This window comes from Bacillus cereus group sp. TH152-1LC, from assembly GCF_027710505.1.
Taxonomy (GTDB): domain Bacteria; phylum Bacillota; class Bacilli; order Bacillales; family Bacillaceae_G; genus Bacillus_A; species Bacillus_A mobilis.
Genome location: NZ_JAQFNK010000020.1, coordinates 32,279 through 49,607, shown reverse-complemented (window position 1 = coordinate 49,607; position 17,329 = coordinate 32,279). Strand labels below are relative to the sequence as shown.

Below are 17,329 nucleotides of genomic sequence, written 5' to 3'. Positions count from 1 at the left end.
CCCTGTTTGTCATGTACTTTCTCTCAATGTTTTCGGAAGGTAAATTGTAAAAATAGCTCCCCCATTTTTCTCGTTTTGAATTTCAATTGTTCCTTCTAGTACATCTACCATTTCTTTCACGTTTGCTAGTCCGTAACCACGATTGTTTCCTTTCGTTGAAAAACCTTTTTGAAAAATGGTCGTTATTTTTTCTGCCGTTATCCCTATCCCGCTATCTATCACTTCAAACACAATATCGTGCCCAATATCCGTAACGAAGAAGGAAACATTCTTTTCCTCTTGCTCACTCACCGCATCAAACGCATTGTCGATTATATTTCCAAGGATCGTAATAAGGTGCGAAACTTTTATATGGTCTGGTAACGGATGAAGCGCACTATCTCCTTCAATATGAAAATCGATTTTCTTCTCAGACGCTGTTCCGATTTTTCCTAATAAAATAGCTTGTACTTTCGCATCATGAATTTGATGGAATAAAATATGGTTTTGACTTTGATGAATATTAGATTCTTGTTGGATAAATTCAATCGCTTCTTTGTAATGTCCTAACTGAAGTAATCCTGACAAGACAAAAAGTTTATTTGTAAATTCATGTGTTTGAGCGCGTAAGTCTTCTGAATACTTTCTTACCTCGGATATTGTATTCACTAAGTTTTGCAGTTCTGTTTTATCTCGAAAACTACATACAACTCCTACCGTACTGTTATTTTCGAGTATCGGTGTCATGTTTAAAATAAACACCTTATCTTGAAACGCGATTTCTTGATCAGTTTCTAGCACTCTTTCCATATTAAAATTTGGTAAAACCTTTGAAATGTGTTGCTGCATATAATCACCATTTACATGTAGCATCTCTTCTGCCGACGTATTCATCATCGTAATAAAACCGTTTTGATCAATAGCGATAATCCCTTCTTTTATAGATAGTAGTATCGCACTTCGTTCCCGGTATAACGCCGCGATTTCATTCGGTTCCAAACCGAGTGTATCTTTACGAATGCTACGTGCTAAAAGAATACCGCCAACAATGCCAGCTAGTAATACAGCTAAGGAAAAGAGTATAATTTCTTTCGTTCTGCTCAGTATGTTAGATTCAATACCTTTTATTAAAAACTCTACTGTCACAACACCTACTACTTGATTGTAGTCTCCGTTATGAACAATAATAGGTGCCTTCGCCATTAAAGCAGGACCACTTTCCCCATTTCCTTCGAGCGTATAATATCCTCCAAAAGTAAGTGCTTCATAGTTATATGGATTGTTACTCTTTGTGCCAATTAACTCCGAATTAGAATGGGAATACATCACCCCAAAGCGATCTTCTATAATGACAGTATCTGCACCAGCTTGCTCGCGAACTTGTTCCGCAATGGATTGGATTGTACTTTTATGCTCGTTATTTTGAAAAGCATCTTTTATAGCTGGCATAAAAGAAAGAGATTTAGCTGTTTGCAGTGCTAACTGTTCCACTTGACGCTTCGTATCAACGGACTGAATGTAAACAAATATTCCCGCTAATAGGAGAACGACAAATAATATTAACGCGATAATTAAGCTTACTATTTTCGTTTGTAATGACACTTTGCGTGATTTCTTCATACTTCATATCCTTTGATAAAATATTCGAAACTATCAATCTCCTTTTTCTATTATTATGACAAAACGAATAATGAAGCAACTATTAAAACTCTCCATGTACATAAAGTACAAAAAGAATAAAATTGTCATAATATTGAGATTTTATTCTATAGACAGTACAATTCAACTACAATAAAAACGCTTTCATATTTAACTTTTATTTCTAAGCAATAGGAGGAATGATTATGGCTCAAGCAAAATCTAACCGAGTCGCCGGCAATATTTTCAAAGGTTCAGTCGGCAATTTAATTGAATGGTACGACTGGTACGTTTACTCTGCTTTCGCTGTTTACTTCTCAGCAGAGTTCTTTCCTAAAGGAGATCCAACGAGTCAGTTACTGAACACAGCAGCTATTTTCGCAGTTGGATTTCTAATGCGCCCTATCGGAAGTTTATTAATGGGACGCTATGCGGATCGGCACGGACGCCGGGCAGCATTAACGCTTTCGATTACGGTTATGGCCGGTGGTTCTTTAATTATCGCCTGTACACCTAGTTACGAAAGCATTGGGATTATGGCGCCAATTATTTTAGTTCTTGCCCGTTTACTACAAGGATTATCACTCGGCGGAGAGTACGGAACTTCGGCAACGTATTTATCTGAAATGGCTAGTAGTGGTCGCCGAGGCTTTTATTCAAGCTTCCAATACGTAACGCTCGTTGCTGGGCAAATGGTTGCGTTAGGCGTTCAAATTGTTCTTCAACAATTACTAAGCGAACCAGATATGAAAGCTTGGGGCTGGCGCATTCCGTTCATTATTGGAGCGATGGGCGCAGTAGCTGTATTATGGCTTCGCCGCACAATGGATGAATCGGAGCAGTTCGCAAACATAAAATCACAAAAACGCGAAAACGCAGGAACCGTTCGCGCGCTTATGAAACATCCGAAAGCAGTATTAACAGTAGTCGGCCTAACATTAGGAGGCACTGTCGCATTCTATACGTACACAACATATTTACAAAAATTCATGGTAAACACAATCGGTCTGCCGAAAGAAGTTGTAAGCTGGATTAACTTTGCCGCACTACTTATTTTCGTCGTACTTCAACCAATTGCAGGGCTATTATCCGATAAAATTGGACGCCGCCCACTATTAATGGCTTTCGGTATTCTCGGAACATTACTAACAGCACCAATCTTCTTCTTCATGGAAAAAACAACAGAACCATTGGTAGCATTCTTACTCATGATGGTCGGTCTCATTATCGTTACTGGTTACACTTCCATTAACGCAATTGTAAAAGCAGAACTCTTCCCAACTGAAATTCGCGCATTAGGCGTAGGTTTACCGTATGCACTAACCGTTGCGATATTCGGCGGAACTGCCGAGTTCATCGCATTATGGCTAAAGAGTATCGGAATGGAATCATTATTCTACTTCTACGTAGCTGGATGTATCGCGATCAGCTTTATTACGTATTGGCGCATGGATGAGTCATCGAAGACTTCGCAGATTGAGGCGGAGCTTGGTGGTGGGGATACATTAGTTAATAATAAGTCTAGTTAAAATGATGTATTCTATAATCTTCGTTTATCTGAAAAAGCATAATTCATTCATATGCAATTTAAAAACCTCTACTTATATGTAGAGGTTTTTGTATGACGAAAAAACGCGTAGTTCCATTGTTATTTTACAAACCCCAAATTCTTCCTCATCTTAAAGTGGAACAAATTTATTACTTAGAGTGTCTAATAAGTGTATTTCTAATATGAGTTGTCCAGATTGGATACAACATATCCCGTTTGACATCTATTTTTATGTATTACAAAAAAATGAAAGGACTTATTATTCCCAAAAGTAAAAAACATGTATTGTAATACTTTCACAGGTGAACCATTACAAGTGGAAACAAAAAAGAAATAACGCAAACTGTGACTTATCAATCATATAAAGTGAAACTTTAATCAGCGGGGGTCTTACTGCCCGGCAAATAGCGGGATAAACGTTTTGGATGTCCTTTAACCTGTGAAATTTTAGCTACAGTAGTATTGTTACCCTATGCCATCTTTAATTGCATTGGTATTTAGAATACCTAGACAAAATCCATATATGCTTGAAAGAGGTTGAAAATTTATGTTCGTTTTAAACAAGTTCTTTAACATTTTACATTACAAAAAGATTGTGCCTGTAGTATTAATTTCATGTGTATCACTTATAGGCTGTTCCAATAGTAATACTCAATCTGAACCACCTAAACAAACGAATCAAACTAATCAAATTAAACAAGAAAATACAGGTAATCAATCTTTCGCTAAACTTGAAAAAGAATATGATGCTAAGCTTGGTATTTATGCACTGGACACAGGTACAAATCAAACTGTTGCCTATCATTCAGATAATCGTTTTGCATTTGCATCTACATCTAAATCATTAGCTGTGGGCGCTCTTTTACGCAAGAACTCATTAGAAGCTCTTGATCAAAGGATTACGTATACTCATGAAGATCTTTCTAATTATAATCCAATTACTGAAAAGCATGTTGATACAGGAATGACGTTAAAAGAACTTGCAGATGCTTCAGTTCGATATAGTGACAGCACAGCACATAATTTGATTCTTAAACAGTTAGGAGGTCCCTCTGAATTTGAAAAAATCTTGAGAGAAATGGGAGATACTGTTACTACTTCAGAACGATTTGAACCTGAATTAAATGAAGTGCATCCAGGAGAAACACATGATACCAGTACACCAGAAGCAATAGCTAAGACGCTTCAATCATTTACATTAGGGACTGCACTTCCAACAGAAAAACGTGAACTATTAGTAGATTGGATGAAGAGAAATACAACTGGAGATAAATTGATTCGTGCGGGCGTACCAAAAGGATGGGAAGTAGCTGATAAAACAGGCGCGGGATCTTACGGAACAAGAAATGATATCGCAATTATTTGGCCACCAAATCAAAAGCCGATTGTTCTTGCTATACTTTCTAATCATGATAAAGAAGATGCTAAATATGACGATAAACTTATTGCAGATGCAACCAAAGTCGTGTTAAATACCTTAAAAGCTACGGAATAAATGATAATAGGTTAAAAGTTTTCTATTTTAGGCGGTGTTTTCTCTAGTAGGAGTTGCACCGTATTTTCATCAACTAAAAATTTGATAGTGCCCCCAAAATGAAATTTGGTGCTACCCCTAAAACATCTAGACTGTAATAGCCAATAAAAAATGCAAACCAAACGCCCCTTAATCAGTCGTTTGGTTTGCATTTCCTTTTTCTAAAACCACAGAAAAGATAAGTACTATAGTTAACAGCATAATAAACCTTACTTCACTTCCATCACTTACAAAAAATGAATAAAAAGTATATATTAAAATTAATATTCCATAAATAATTTTGTGCAATGTACTCCCTCCTTTTTGCCCTATATATTTTAGTATAAAAGTTTGATTCAAGTCCTATATCCAAATGAAAATAAAAATACTTTTCTCTTGTTCATTTATCTATTTTCTTTTTATAACTCAAATTTCTTCGAATTGTACTTTTCTAGAGTTTGCTGCAATTCATTTTGTTCATATGGAATATGTTTATCTGTCTGTACATCTTCAACATTTTCTCCACCTGTTAATAATCTCCTGTACTTAAAAGAGTGCCCTGTTGATACTGTTGTAATCATTTTGTATTGCCCTCCTTTTGTTTGATTACTTGTATCATAAAACAAGTATCTGAAGTTGATATGTAGTTTATCTAGAGTGTATGTAAATTTAAAAAATCTCTAATAAAATGTTTATGTTGTAACGTTACCACCAAAACTAGTGCTTCAAACACCATGATTTGAAGAGACAGTAACCCATATTCTAGTTTGAATTCCTCCTACAGTTCTATATTGAGTAAAACTAGTTAATCCCTATAATATAAAAAGAGCACCACTTTTTGGATGCTCTTCGTTATAACTATATATTATTTAATTTCCTTCTTTTGTTGGTACCATTTTTCCTTCTTGAGAGTCTGTACCCTCTGTTCTTTCAACAGTTTTTGCATATTCTGGTTTTTCAGGGGCTCCCATTTCAAATCCAGATTGAGAATCTGCACCTTCTTTTGTTGGTACCATTTTTCCTTCTTGAGAATCTGTACCTTCTGTTCTTTCAACTGTTTTTGCATATTCTGGTTTCTCAGGGGATCCCATTTCAAATCCTGGTTGAGAATCTGTACCTTCTTTTGTTGGTACCATTTTTCCTTCTTGAGAACCTGTACCCTCTGTTCTTTCAACTGTTTTTGCGTTTCCTTTAGGAGTTGCTGGCACTGCATCTTTAGGTAAATCAAAGTTTTGTGAGAAAGACGTTGTTCCATCTACACTCTGTGTAATTACTTGATTTGAACTACCTTCATTTGACTTTAAATTGTCCATTTTCGCATCATCTGCACCTCCCGCTACCAATCCTGTACTTAAAAGTGCTCCTGCTAATAATGTTTTAATCATTTTTCATTACCTCCTGTTTATTTGTAATATTCATCAAAAAAGTATCTAGAGTTAATGTTTTAGTCATTATCTTTATCTACTTGCTTTTTGATTACATTTAGCATAAGACAAGAATCTATAGTTGATATGGACTGCATCTGGAGATTATGTAAAGAAAAATAGATGATCCATTGTATATCCTAATGGATGCTTAGACAAGATTGAAACTTTATATGAATTTGAATAATTGAGTTCCCCTTTGTTTTTGGGTGTAAGGGACTAACCCTTTCTAATTTGAAAGCAAACTTTTTATTAATTGAAGAATTAAAAGAGGTGGGGATCTTACTGCCCATTAATGCGGGATAAAAGAAAACCGCCTGAAATGATGTGTAATCGAATAGTAGTACATAAAAAAATACAAGTAACAATAAATTAAATCTCGTTAAAACAAAAAGGAGATGTCCCAGGCATGGTACTAGGACATCTCCTTTACTTATCTAAATTTCTAAATTCTATACAGCACTATCAATTAAACAATTATTAAATATATCTTCTATCTAAAACATCGTATTATCATTAGCTGCTTCACTTGGAATCTCTTGAATTACATCCCAGTGTTCGACAATCTTTCCATCCTTGATACGAAATATATCCACTATAGCAACTCCCTTATCTTGAGAATTAGTACGAGAATGTACATGAAGAGCAACTGTATCCCCTTCAGCTACTACACGTTTAATCTCTGCAGAGGAATTAGGATTTTTAACAAAATCCTCCTTAAAGAAATCCATGAAGGCTTTTCGTCCATCAGCAACAAAAGGATTATGTTGCTTATAATCTTCGCTAACATATTTAGGGATAATATCGATATTATGTTTGTTAAAAACTTCATTATAGAAATCAACTACCATCTTTTTATTCTTTTCATTTTCTTTCACTTCTTTTGATACAGAAGCAACATTCTCGCTCTTTATTGAGTTCCCTTTGTTATTACCGGTGGAAGCTTGATATACCAAAGTCGAAACTACTCCTAAAATAAATACAGAAATAATTGTTATGATTAAACTTTTCTCTAATTTCATATATACCTACCTCTTCTACTTAAATAAGTTTTCTTCTATAAAAAGTTTGAAGAAGGAGAAACCTTCCCAAAAATGTAATGTCAGGGGTAATGTTAGGAATTTCATTTATCCTCCCCCTATACAAGGCATATTAGAAACGATTAACTCTAACTTAATACCTCATTAACAGTTGCACTGTCCACAATTTGAATAAACTTCTTAACCTTATCGTTCTCATCAAACTTATAAAGATGACAAAAATCTGCTACAAATGACTTCCCTGTAGCTTTATATGTTCCACTATATTTTCCATACACAATAACAGTATTGTTATTAAAAGTATAAATTTCATCTTTAGCGCTATAGTCATCCCATTCCGTGCCAAGACGTTCATGTACGTTTTTCACTACTTCACCTGGACCTATATAAGTACCTGCATATGGAAACCCAGCAGCTTCTGTCCAAGATACATTTTCACTTAAATACGTTTTGAACGCATCCAATTTCCCTTCGCCAGTTAACACATACGTTTCATGTAATAGTTTTTGATATTTATTCATATCATTAACCCCAAGGCATTTCTTTTGTTACAACTTTTGCACTTAATTCTAATACACCTTTATTTGCATAGTCTGGATATGCTGCTTCAAGTTTTGCCACAAAATCTTTTGAAGTTCCACTTTCCTCAGAAGCTTGAACCGCAGTTCTTAAATAATCCATTGTCGCAGTAAGTGCTTGATTATTTAGAGATTTTTCGATTGATCCATGGCTTGGTACAATTATGTCAGCATGTAATGCTTGTAACACTTTCAAGTTCTCAATCCACGCCTCCATCGCCGCTTTTGAGCTAGTATCCGCTAAGAATACATGTATTTCGTTAAATACATCAATACCACCAATTAATACTTTCAGCTCTTTATTAAATAAGCTAGTTCTGTAATGATCTAAGCCTACTAGTTCAAATGTTAACCCCTGAAAATCAATCGCTTTTTCTTTAAACACTTGAGGTAATACCACGTTACTTGGCGCATTTTCTCCAAGGGCGTCTTTCCAAACTTTTAATTTCCCTAAGACAGAATGAACGATATGTTCAACAGTAGACTCCGTAGCATACGCTATAGCTTCTGGGTAAGCAGCTTTAATATTTTCTAATCCAAAGTAGTAGTCTGGATCCCCATGAATAATAAAGATTTTATCTAGAGATAAGTTGTTTTTTTTCAAATACTCTACAATTTCTTTCGAATCAGATTGAGTAAATTTTGAGTTTATTAAAAATGCATGTCCTGCTTTCTCAACTAATGTTGCTGTGACCATAAAGCTTTTTTCGTCCGAACTAAACACCGTTAATTTCACATCTTTTTGATTTGTATCGATTGTTTTAAACATAGTATGTTATTCTCCTTTTGTTAAAGTTATTAACTAATTATCATATTTTTATCTTGTTCCGATAAAATCTCCCACTCCCATTTATCTGAAAGTGTAATAGTACTGGCGAATATTACGGAGATGAATGTCAGGTGGCCTAAGATAACATGTTTGCTACTATATCCTAAATTTTCTTAATATAAATTTTTAAAACGCGCTTCAATTTTATCCGGCGTCATTACGCCACCACCAATAGGAATAATTTGATTATCCTTTTGTAAAAGTAAGGAAGGATAGCTATTAACACCAAGCTGTCGAACTTTATTGAAATCATTTTGGACATCTATTATTATTTCTTGAGCGTTTAAACGTTCTAATACTTGTTCAGGGTCCAAACCATGCTCGATTGCAATTTTGCGATATGTTTCAGGATCACTCAGACTTTGGCCCTCATAATAAAACGCTTTTTGCATAGCCGAAGTGAATTCTAATAAACGGTCTGGCGCTAATGAGCGTAAAGCTGAAAAGCCAATTGCAGCATCTTTCGAATTCATTTTAAAAGTCCCTTCCTCCACCAATTTTTGATATGAAGGACCAAATTCAGCACCTGTAAGTTGATTAATTCTTTTATTTCCTTCTTCTATATATGAGAAGTTTTTCATTGGTAAATTATCTAAAAATAACCCTCCACATAAAACCGTTAATGGCACTTCAGTGTGGTTTTTGTAAAATCCTTTAATACTTTCTGAAAAACCATAGCACCATCCACAATATGCATCCCATACGTAAATAAGGTTATCTTGTTTCGTCTCCATTTAAATCTCCTACCTTTTTTTATTATCCAGCTCAACTAAATTTTTGGTTTATATAAGTACATCTTTTTATACCTTGTTCTTTTTTAGATACCTTACTATATTTCCCCAAAACTAATATTTCCAAAGAAAGATCCACCAAGGTTTTTAACAAAAGATAACGTTGCACCTTATTGCCCCGTAACAGAAAATACTAAAGCTTAGAATATGCATTGATTTGAATGTGTTAGTAACTTTCTACACCGGGTGGCAACGTATGGACCACCATCCTTAATTAAATATATAAATCATATTTTTAGCAGATATTAATTGTAACTAAATTGATTACATCTTTATGTAACCATTTTAGTTACAACTGATATAGAAGTCAATTCTTTTTTTCGAAAACATTAAATTTCTACATTAATCTACAACCAATCCCACTCTTTAAAAAAATATATCAACGATTATTCGATTATATCGATCGTAACTCCGAACATATCAACGTTTCGACACAACATATCGATTTACCGACAAATTTCGAGCGCGTTATCTCCTAAACTAACAACCAATCCCACATCACGTTCACCTACAAAGAAAAAAAGCACCAGGTCCCCCAATGCTTTTCCTCAAATCTAAAACAAATGACAAGCCACCTCATGCCCCTTCGCAATCTCAACCATCTTCGGTACTTCCTGTGCGCATTTTTCAGTGGCGAATTTGCAGCGCGTTCTGAATTTGCAGCCGGATGGTGAGTTGAGTGGGCTCGGTACTTCTCCCTCTAGGATAATCCGTTCTTTGCCTATGTTTGTTGGATCTGGTTCTGGCATGGATGAGAGTAGTGCTTGTGTGTATGGATGTGCCGGTTTTGTGTATAGGTCTTCGCTGTCGGCAATTTCTACTATGTTTCCTAAGTACATGACTCCGATTCGGTCTGATATGTGTCTTACCATGGATAGGTCATGTGCGATGAATAAGTATGTGACGCCTGTTTCTTCTTGGATGTCTTGCAGCATGTTTACGACTTGTGCTTGGACTGAGACATCAAGTGCTGAGATTGGTTCGTCACATAGGATGAAATCTGGTTTTACAGATAGTACGCGCGCGATGCTGATGCGCTGGCGCTGACCTCCGCTAAATTCGTGCGGGTAGCGATATAAGTGTTCTTCCTTTAAACCTACCTTTTTTAGAAGGTCTAAAATGATTTCTTTTTGTTCTTCTTTTTCGTAAGAACCGTGAATGTTCATTGGCTCGCTAATAATTTGGAATACGTTCATCGACGGATTTAATGATGCGTATGGATCTTGGAAAATGATTTGCATTCTTTTCCGATACTCTTTTAGTTCACTTTCCTTTAAACTTGCGATGTCTTTTCCGTCGAATAGGATGTTACCTGAAGTGACATCGTGTAAACGAATGATGCTTCTTCCTGTCGTTGATTTTCCGCAGCCTGATTCGCCTACTAATCCGAATGTTTCACCCTTTTTAATTGTGAAGCTTAAGTCATCGACTGCTTTTAATTGCTCTGTTTTTCTGCCGAATAGCCCCTTTTTAATAGGAAAGTATTTTTTTAAGTTCCGAACTTCAATTAAGTTTTCTTCATGCATGTGATTCACCTACTGTCTTATCGTTTAACCAGCACATAGAACGTCTTTCGTTTCCGATTTCAAAATATGGCGGACGCTCTTTTTCACAAATGTCCATCGCATGCGGGCAACGCTCTGCGAATGGGCAACCTTGTGGCGGGTTTAATAAGTTTGGCGTTACACCTTGAATTGGCGCGAGTCTTTCTTTTACGCCATTCGATATTTTCGGCAGAGAGTTTAATAGCCCTTTCGTATATGGATGATTCGGCGATTGGAAAATATCAAGTACAGGTCCTTCTTCCATAATAAGCCCGCCATACATAACGATAACGCGTGTACAGTTTTGTGCGACTATTCCTAAGTCATGCGTAATAAGAAGTAACGCCATGTTCGTTTCGTTTTTTAAGTTTTTCATTAAATCTAGTATTTGTGCTTGTATCGTTACATCAAGCGCTGTCGTTGGTTCGTCCGCAATGAGAAGATCTGGGTTACAAGACATCCCCATTGCGATCATAACTCGCTGCTTCATTCCGCCGCTTAGTTCATGCGGATATTGTTTTACCCTTTCTTCTGGTGAAGAAAGACCGACTTGTGTTAACAAACTGACCGCAATCTGCTCTGCTTCTTTCTTTTTCACTTTTTGATGCCGTATAATTACTTCCGTCATTTGCTTTCCAATTTTCACGACTGGATTTAGCGCAGACATTGGATCTTGGGAGATAAGTGAAATTTGATTTCCTCTAATAGAACGCAATTCTTTTTCAGATTTAGAAAGGATATTTTCATTATGAAAAAGGATTTCCCCTTCTTTCACTTTCCCTGGTGATGTAACGAGAGACATAACAGACTTCGCCATCACACTCTTTCCACTTCCAGACTCCCCAACGATACCGACTACTTCTCCTTTATTTAAACGAAATGTAACGCCGCGAACCGCTTCTACTTCTCCGCTTTCTATGAAAAAAGAAGTCTTTAAATTATTTACTTCTAACAGTTTTTCAGACACGCTTCTCACTCCTTTCACTTAACACTTTAGTTTTCATTTCCAGCTCCTTTTGGCGCGAAAGCTTTCTTCAATGCTTCACCAATTACGTTAAAACTAAGTACCGTTAAAAGGATAAGGAACCCTGGGAAGAGTGTTAAATACCAAGCTTCGCCAATATACCCTTGCGCATTGTTTAGCATGCTACCCCAAGAAGAATCTGGTTCTCTAATACCTAAACCTAAAAAGCTAAGTGATGATTCCATTAAAATCGATGTCGCAATTGTTAATGTCGCAGCGATAATAATAGTTGATAAAATGTTTGGAATGATATGTCTTACAATAATTGTGAGTGATTTCTGTCCTGATACTTTTGCATATAAAACGTACTCACGCTCTTTTACAGATAGCGTTTCTGCCCTTACAATACGAGCAGTGTCCATCCATGTTAGCAATCCAATAATAAGAACTAACGTCGTAATTCCTGGTTTTAAATAAGCATTTAATAACAGCATTAAGAAAAATGATGGAATTGACATAAGTACTTCAACAATTCGCATTAAGAAGTTGTCTAACTTTCCGCCATAATATCCGCTAATTGTTCCGACCGCAGTTCCGATTGTAATAGAAACAACCATTGCCAGGAAACCGACCGCAAGCGAAACGCGTCCCCCATATAACGCCCTCGTTAAGTAATCCCTTCCGTAATCATCCGTACCGAAAGGATGGCTCATACCCGGTTCTTGTAAACGATCTGGAATCGACATTTTACTAGGATCGTACGGTGATACGAATGCGAATATCGATGCAACCGTTAAAACCGCAAGTATAATAACTCCCATTAGTACAAACTTATTTTTCGTAAAACTACTTTTTATCGTTTGAAATCTCCTATTATTCATTCCAAATCACCCCCTCATTCGAATGCGCGGATCTACTACGCCATATAAAATATCAGCAATTAAGTTACCGAGAATTAACATGAAGGATGATAGTAATGTAATTGCCATAATAATTGGATAATCAAATCTAAAAATAGCATTCACTCCAAGCGAACCAAGTCCCGGCCATGAGAATACTGTTTCCGTAATGAACGCTCCGCCTACTAAACTCGGAATAGATAATCCGAAAATTGTAATGATCGGTATTAATACGTTTCGAAGTACGTGATTAAATAAAACTGTTTTCTTCGAAGCACCGTACGCATATTGAATTTGTACGTAATCTTCTTCTAATTGCTGAATTGTACTTGAACGAATATATCTCATATAAACAGAAACGTTTTGGAACGCTAATACCATACAAGGTAAAATGCCGTGCTGGACAATATCCCAGACGGAATCTTGACCGACTGTACGCATACCCATACTCGGAAGAAGGTTCAACTTTAAAGAGAATAAGTAGATTAATAGTAAAGCGAACCAAAAGACTGGCATTGAGATTCCTACATAAGAGATAAAGTTTACAACACGATCAAAGATAGAATTCTTTTTCACACCTGTTAATAGTCCGAGTGGTATCGCGATTACAAATGAGACGAGTAAAGATGATCCCATTAACCCAATTGTCGCAGGTAACCTTTCTACAATAAGATCTAAAACAGGACGATGGTTTTGAAGTGAATAACCAAAGTTTCCTGTTAAAATATTTTTTAACCATAAAATATACTGCATATAAATTGGTTGATCTAGTCCTAAACTTGTGCGAATACGCTCGACATCAATTGGACTCATATTCGGCGTGACAAAGTTTCGAACCGGATCGCCCGGTGCTAGTTTTATTAATAGAAAAGAAATAATAGAAATAACAAATAAAAGCGGAATTGCATTTAAAAGCCTCTTCGCAATTACTTTATACACAAACTTCCCCCCTCAGGATAAAGTGAAACTTTAATCAACAGAGCTCCCGCCTCGCTTTCTCATATTTGCCGAGTTTGAAAGCGGGAGCCTTACTGCCCATTAAAGCGGGATAAAGAAGCTGATTTTCACCAGCTTCTTTACTGTTTCCTATTTCACTTCATAAATCTTAGATAAATCTTCAAACATTGTAACTGGAATTGCTTTTGCTTCTTTCAATCCATCAAACTTTTTATCTACTGCAATAACTGCTTTCGGATATGCGATTGGTAGATAAGGTAAGTCTTCTCTAGCTGTCTCTTGAATTTTATGGTATAGTTCTGCTCGTTTTGTTTTATCTGTTTCAACTGCAGCTTCTTCCCATAACTTATCGAAATCAGCGTTTTTATAACGTGCGTAATTGTATTCAGCATTACTTAAGAATAAGCTCTTATATGAATCTGGCTCAGGTCCCATTATGTAACCACCGAATGTAATATCATATTCTTTATTCGCTTTATCTAAGCTTTTTTCACTTGCTGCACTAGCATCTAATGCATTCAGTTCAACTTCTAAACCAACTTCTTGTAATTTTTGTTGTGTATAAAGCGCTAAGCTTTCCATAATTTTATTATTCGTTACATACATCACGCGTACTTTTTCTTTATCTTTCACGCCAGCTTTCGCTAATAAATCTTTTGCTTCTTTCTTATCATACTTATAATCTTTAATGTCTTTTGCATAATACATAGCGTCTGGCGTTAAGATTGAATTTGCTGGTTCTGCAAATTGACTAGAAACGAATGCTGAGTTAATCATTTCTTTCTTATCTAACGCATGCGCGATTGCTTGGCGCACTTCTTTTTTCTTCATAAGATCTGTATTTTGGTTATAAGATAAGTAGAATAATCTACCTTCAGGGAATGTCACCATTGAGAATTTTCCCGTACTATCTAATTTTTTAAAGTCTTGTGGCTCAATCATCTTCATGTTGATTTGACCATTTTGCAGTGAAACATTTGCTGTATTACGGTCTTTTACAACGCGATATACGATAGAGTCTAATTTAGCTTTACCGCCGACATAATCATCGAATCGATCTAATGCAACGTACTCATCTGATTTATACTCTTTAAACTTAAATGGACCTGATCCTACAGGCTGTAAGTTTTTCTTACTCTTCGCTAAATCTGCTTCCCCTTCAAATACATGTTTCGGGATTGGGAAGAAATCATTCATTACACCTTCAAAAGATGCACTTACTTGTGGTAATACGAATTGAGTCGTTAGCTCATCCACTTTTTTCACCTCAAGCGGCTTTCCTTTAAAAATAAAGTTTTCACGACTTGAACTATTTTGCTTCTCATCTAAAATAGATTGGAATGTAAATGCGATATCATCTGATGTAATCTTCTTACCGTCATGCCATTTTAAATTATCCTTTAGTTTTAAAGTCCATGTTAATTGGTCCTCTGAAGGCGTAAAGCTTTCAGCAAGAACAAACTTTTTCTTACCGTCTTCCATATGATACAGCAGCGCATATAAAGCTTGCTGCAAAGTTAACGACACACGATCATTCGCATAAAGCGGATTCATCGTATCTGGATTATCACTAACACCAATCGTTAACGCCCCTCCATCTTTCGGAGTCCCCGACGTATTAGTTCCTGCTTGCTTTGAAGAATCTTTCTCCCCAGAACAAGCCGCTAATGCAATAAGTAATAGTAGGACAAATGGTAATGCAAACAACTTCTTTTTCATATTTCGACCCCTCTCGACTATTTACACCTATAAGAAAACTCGGAATTAATACCGAGTTTTCTTATAGGTTTTAAATCACCACTACCCGTATATAAAGTCAAACTTTTTCGCAAAGATAGAAAGTTTATAATCTATTAATGCATTCTTGCGATAAAGTGAAACTTTAATCAGTGGGTGTTTTGTTCATCCCCCACTGATTATTAGTTGAACCAATCGGGCTTTTACGGGCAGTTGATCTCCCACCTAACTCCTCCGCATTCGCCGAATTTTGAGGTGGGAGTCTTACTGCCCGTTAATGCGGGGTAAACTATATTTATGCGGCGGGGAAAATAAAAAGACCACTAATAAGTAGTCTCATAAAATGAGTTAAAAAACTATCAACTTACAGAAAACCCCTCTAAAATAATTGTTTTATATGATCGAAAATGTAGAATGAAATTAAAGACAAAAAACACTTTTAGGAGGTTATCATGACATTTGATGAATTGAAAAAAAACAAACCAACAACCTCATGGGTTGAGTATGATGAAGATGGGGAATTTTTCACTGAAGAAAATATAAGTGCAACAAATACGGTTCTTGACACTTACATTAACAATTTGCAGCAATTAGGGGAGAACCCAACCGAAGTCGAAGTAATGCGAGTTGTTAAAGAGGTCGTTATTAAAATAAATGAACTAAATATCGAACATGACCATTTTATCGAAACAATGGAAAGAGAAGATCTCTATGAATTTATCGATTCAGCTGCACGAATAGCTGGCTTAGAATCCGAAGAAGATATAACAGAAGAATGGCGGGAATGGTAAAAAAACTGCACCTCTACTTGTTAGAGGTGCAGTTTTTTTCATACGCCCATTGAATTCATGATTTGATATCAGCACAAAAAAAGACCACCAAAAGGCAGTCCCTCAAAATTCAATCCTATTCCCAACCCCACTCTCCACCGCTCTCTCATACAAATACTTCGCAACAATAATATCCACTACCGCCAAACCAACTGATTTGAAAACAGTAATCTCTTCCTCATTTTCGCGGCCGGCTTTTTCTCCGCTTATGATTTGGCCGAGTTCAGCGTGGATGTCGTTTGCTTTGCATAAACCTTCTTGTATTGGAACTTGAAGGTCACCTGTTTCTTCTAGTGCTGCTTCTTTTGATTCGACTACTACTTTGTTTGCGCCCGCAATGGCGTGAGATGGTAGTTCTTGCATGTTCGGTTTGAATGAGCCGACGGCGTTTACGTGGACGCCTTTTTGTAGTTTTTCTGAGAAGACTGGTGTGGATGCATTCGTAGTTGTGACGATGATGTCTGCTTCGCTTATTGCTTCATTTGCATTTGTGTGAACATATGCAGGTTTATTGAATCTCTCTTGTATATATTGTGCAAATGCATACGCTTTTTCTTCTGTTCGATTGTATAAAATGACTTTTTCAATATCTCTCACCGCAAATACAGCTTCAGCAATTCCCTTTGCTTGTTCGCCTGTCCCGATAATACACAACGTTTTTGCGTTATGACGAGCTAAATGTTTTGTCGCTACTCCTGATAGGGCGCCTGTTCGAATCATCGTTAAGTAGGATCCTTCTAATAGTGCGAGCGGTTCTCCCGTTTGAAAGTCTGATAGCATCACAATTCCGTTTATCGTTTTCTTTCCTAGCTTTCTGTTCTCGGGGACTACTGTTACTACTTTTAAGCCAAGTGCCTCAAGTCCTTCCGCTACTGAAGGCATAATTAATGCCGTATTTTTCTCGTTCGCAAATGGTAATGAGCCGCGTATTGGTGTGATTGTTCTTTCTGCGGAAAATTCTTTTAAAGCAAGCGCCGCGTATTCAATGACTTCGTTCATATTTACTAAGTTTCGTTGTTCGTTCGCGCTTATGACTAGCATATTTCTCCACCTCCTC

The 17,329-nt window shown here is 36.4% G+C and carries 17 protein-coding genes; 3 read left to right on the top strand and 14 right to left on the bottom strand.

The annotated features are described in order from the left end of the window. Positions 1-9: 9 nt before the first annotated feature. Complete coding sequence (locus PDL00_RS27920; protein WP_270732649.1) at positions 10-1,599, bottom strand: ATP-binding protein; 1,590 nt, start codon at positions 1,597-1,599, stop codon at positions 10-12. Positions 1,600-1,823: 224 nt separating this feature from the next. On the opposite strand from PDL00_RS27920, the gene PDL00_RS27915 reads away from it, so the two are divergent. Then, positions 1,824-3,146, top strand: a complete 1,323-nt coding sequence (locus PDL00_RS27915; protein ID WP_270732646.1) for an MFS transporter — start codon at positions 1,824-1,826, stop codon at positions 3,144-3,146. A gap of 567 nt (positions 3,147-3,713) precedes the next feature. Continuing rightward, positions 3,714-4,661: a class A beta-lactamase BlaIII gene (gene blaIII, locus PDL00_RS27910; protein WP_270732643.1), complete on the top strand. Its 948-nt coding sequence runs from the start codon at positions 3,714-3,716 to the stop codon at positions 4,659-4,661. 168 nt (positions 4,662-4,829) lie between these two features. On the opposite strand, the gene PDL00_RS27905 is transcribed toward blaIII, so the two are convergent. From PDL00_RS27905 to PDL00_RS27850, 12 genes are all read right to left on the bottom strand, one after another. Then, a complete protein-coding gene (locus PDL00_RS27905) occupies positions 4,830-4,988 on the bottom strand; it encodes a hypothetical protein (protein ID WP_270732641.1) in 159 nt (52 codons plus the stop codon). Positions 4,989-5,098: 110 nt separating this feature from the next. Then, positions 5,099-5,260 carry a hypothetical protein gene (locus tag PDL00_RS27900; RefSeq protein WP_270732637.1) on the bottom strand — a complete coding sequence of 54 codons (162 nt, stop codon included), beginning with the start codon at positions 5,258-5,260 and terminating at the stop codon, positions 5,099-5,101. Positions 5,261-5,548: 288 nt separating this feature from the next. Then, a complete protein-coding gene (locus PDL00_RS27895) occupies positions 5,549-6,064 on the bottom strand; it encodes a hypothetical protein (RefSeq protein ID WP_270732634.1) in 516 nt (171 codons plus the stop codon). Positions 6,065-6,600: 536 nt separating this feature from the next. Further along, complete coding sequence (locus PDL00_RS27890) at positions 6,601-7,125, bottom strand: nuclear transport factor 2 family protein (protein WP_000764214.1); 525 nt, start codon at positions 7,123-7,125, stop codon at positions 6,601-6,603. Positions 7,126-7,271: 146 nt separating this feature from the next. Then, positions 7,272-7,664, bottom strand: coding sequence for a nuclear transport factor 2 family protein (locus tag PDL00_RS27885; protein WP_270732630.1), 393 nt, complete (start codon positions 7,662-7,664; stop codon positions 7,272-7,274). A 4-nt stretch (positions 7,665-7,668) separates the two neighbouring features. Next, on the bottom strand, positions 7,669-8,490 hold the full coding sequence (locus PDL00_RS27880) for an MBL fold metallo-hydrolase (protein ID WP_016082679.1): 822 nt from the start codon (positions 8,488-8,490) through the stop codon (positions 7,669-7,671). Positions 8,491-8,663: 173 nt separating this feature from the next. Then, on the bottom strand, positions 8,664-9,284 hold the full coding sequence (locus PDL00_RS27875) for a DsbA family protein (protein WP_270732625.1): 621 nt from the start codon (positions 9,282-9,284) through the stop codon (positions 8,664-8,666). A gap of 611 nt (positions 9,285-9,895) precedes the next feature. Beyond that, positions 9,896-10,867 carry an ABC transporter ATP-binding protein gene (locus PDL00_RS27870; RefSeq protein ID WP_270732623.1) on the bottom strand — a complete coding sequence of 324 codons (972 nt, stop codon included), beginning with the start codon at positions 10,865-10,867 and terminating at the stop codon, positions 9,896-9,898. Further along, complete coding sequence (locus PDL00_RS27865) at positions 10,860-11,852, bottom strand: ABC transporter ATP-binding protein (RefSeq protein ID WP_270732620.1); 993 nt, start codon at positions 11,850-11,852, stop codon at positions 10,860-10,862. Before PDL00_RS27865 ends, PDL00_RS27870 begins: the two co-directional genes overlap by 8 nt. Before the next feature lie 26 nt (positions 11,853-11,878). Beyond that, positions 11,879-12,730: an ABC transporter permease gene (locus tag PDL00_RS27860; RefSeq protein WP_097863324.1), complete on the bottom strand. Its 852-nt coding sequence runs from the start codon at positions 12,728-12,730 to the stop codon at positions 11,879-11,881. Between the two features lie 6 nt (positions 12,731-12,736). Beyond that, positions 12,737-13,687 (bottom strand): ABC transporter permease, encoded by a 951-nt coding sequence (locus PDL00_RS27855; protein WP_242256616.1) that lies wholly within the window; start codon positions 13,685-13,687, stop codon positions 12,737-12,739. A 147-nt stretch (positions 13,688-13,834) separates the two neighbouring features. Next, on the bottom strand, positions 13,835-15,424 hold the full coding sequence (locus tag PDL00_RS27850; protein WP_270732615.1) for an ABC transporter substrate-binding protein: 1,590 nt from the start codon (positions 15,422-15,424) through the stop codon (positions 13,835-13,837). A 470-nt stretch (positions 15,425-15,894) separates the two neighbouring features. Between PDL00_RS27850 and PDL00_RS27845 the strand changes: the two genes are divergently transcribed. Further along, on the top strand, positions 15,895-16,233 hold the full coding sequence (locus PDL00_RS27845; protein WP_242256619.1) for a hypothetical protein: 339 nt from the start codon (positions 15,895-15,897) through the stop codon (positions 16,231-16,233). 102 nt (positions 16,234-16,335) lie between these two features. Here PDL00_RS27845 and PDL00_RS27840 read toward each other — a convergent pair whose 3' ends face one another. Next, positions 16,336-17,313: an ornithine cyclodeaminase family protein gene (locus PDL00_RS27840; protein WP_270732613.1), complete on the bottom strand. Its 978-nt coding sequence runs from the start codon at positions 17,311-17,313 to the stop codon at positions 16,336-16,338. Positions 17,314-17,329: the final 16 nt, after the last annotated feature.

What these genes read in the sequence shown, in the direction of transcription:
- PDL00_RS27920 (WP_270732649.1), bottom strand. Translation starts at nt 1,599, where the DNA reads ATGAAGAAATCACGCAAAGTGTCATTACAAACGAAAATAGTAAGCTTA.
- PDL00_RS27915 (WP_270732646.1), top strand. Translation starts at nt 1,824, where the DNA reads ATGGCTCAAGCAAAATCTAACCGAGTCGCCGGCAATATTTTCAAAGGT.
- blaIII (WP_270732643.1), top strand. Translation starts at nt 3,714, where the DNA reads ATGTTCGTTTTAAACAAGTTCTTTAACATTTTACATTACAAAAAGATT.
- PDL00_RS27900 (WP_270732637.1), bottom strand. Translation starts at nt 5,260, where the DNA reads ATGATTACAACAGTATCAACAGGGCACTCTTTTAAGTACAGGAGATTA.
- PDL00_RS27895 (WP_270732634.1), bottom strand. Translation starts at nt 6,064, where the DNA reads ATGATTAAAACATTATTAGCAGGAGCACTTTTAAGTACAGGATTGGTA.
- PDL00_RS27890 (WP_000764214.1), bottom strand. Translation starts at nt 7,125, where the DNA reads ATGAAATTAGAGAAAAGTTTAATCATAACAATTATTTCTGTATTTATT.
- PDL00_RS27885 (WP_270732630.1), bottom strand. Translation starts at nt 7,664, where the DNA reads ATGAATAAATATCAAAAACTATTACATGAAACGTATGTGTTAACTGGC.
- PDL00_RS27880 (WP_016082679.1), bottom strand. Translation starts at nt 8,490, where the DNA reads ATGTTTAAAACAATCGATACAAATCAAAAAGATGTGAAATTAACGGTG.
- PDL00_RS27875 (WP_270732625.1), bottom strand. Translation starts at nt 9,284, where the DNA reads ATGGAGACGAAACAAGATAACCTTATTTACGTATGGGATGCATATTGT.
- PDL00_RS27870 (WP_270732623.1), bottom strand. Translation starts at nt 10,867, where the DNA reads ATGCATGAAGAAAACTTAATTGAAGTTCGGAACTTAAAAAAATACTTT.
- PDL00_RS27860 (WP_097863324.1), bottom strand. Translation starts at nt 12,730, where the DNA reads ATGAATAATAGGAGATTTCAAACGATAAAAAGTAGTTTTACGAAAAAT.
- PDL00_RS27850 (WP_270732615.1), bottom strand. Translation starts at nt 15,424, where the DNA reads ATGAAAAAGAAGTTGTTTGCATTACCATTTGTCCTACTATTACTTATT.
- PDL00_RS27845 (WP_242256619.1), top strand. Translation starts at nt 15,895, where the DNA reads ATGACATTTGATGAATTGAAAAAAAACAAACCAACAACCTCATGGGTT.
- PDL00_RS27840 (WP_270732613.1), bottom strand. Translation starts at nt 17,313, where the DNA reads ATGCTAGTCATAAGCGCGAACGAACAACGAAACTTAGTAAATATGAAC.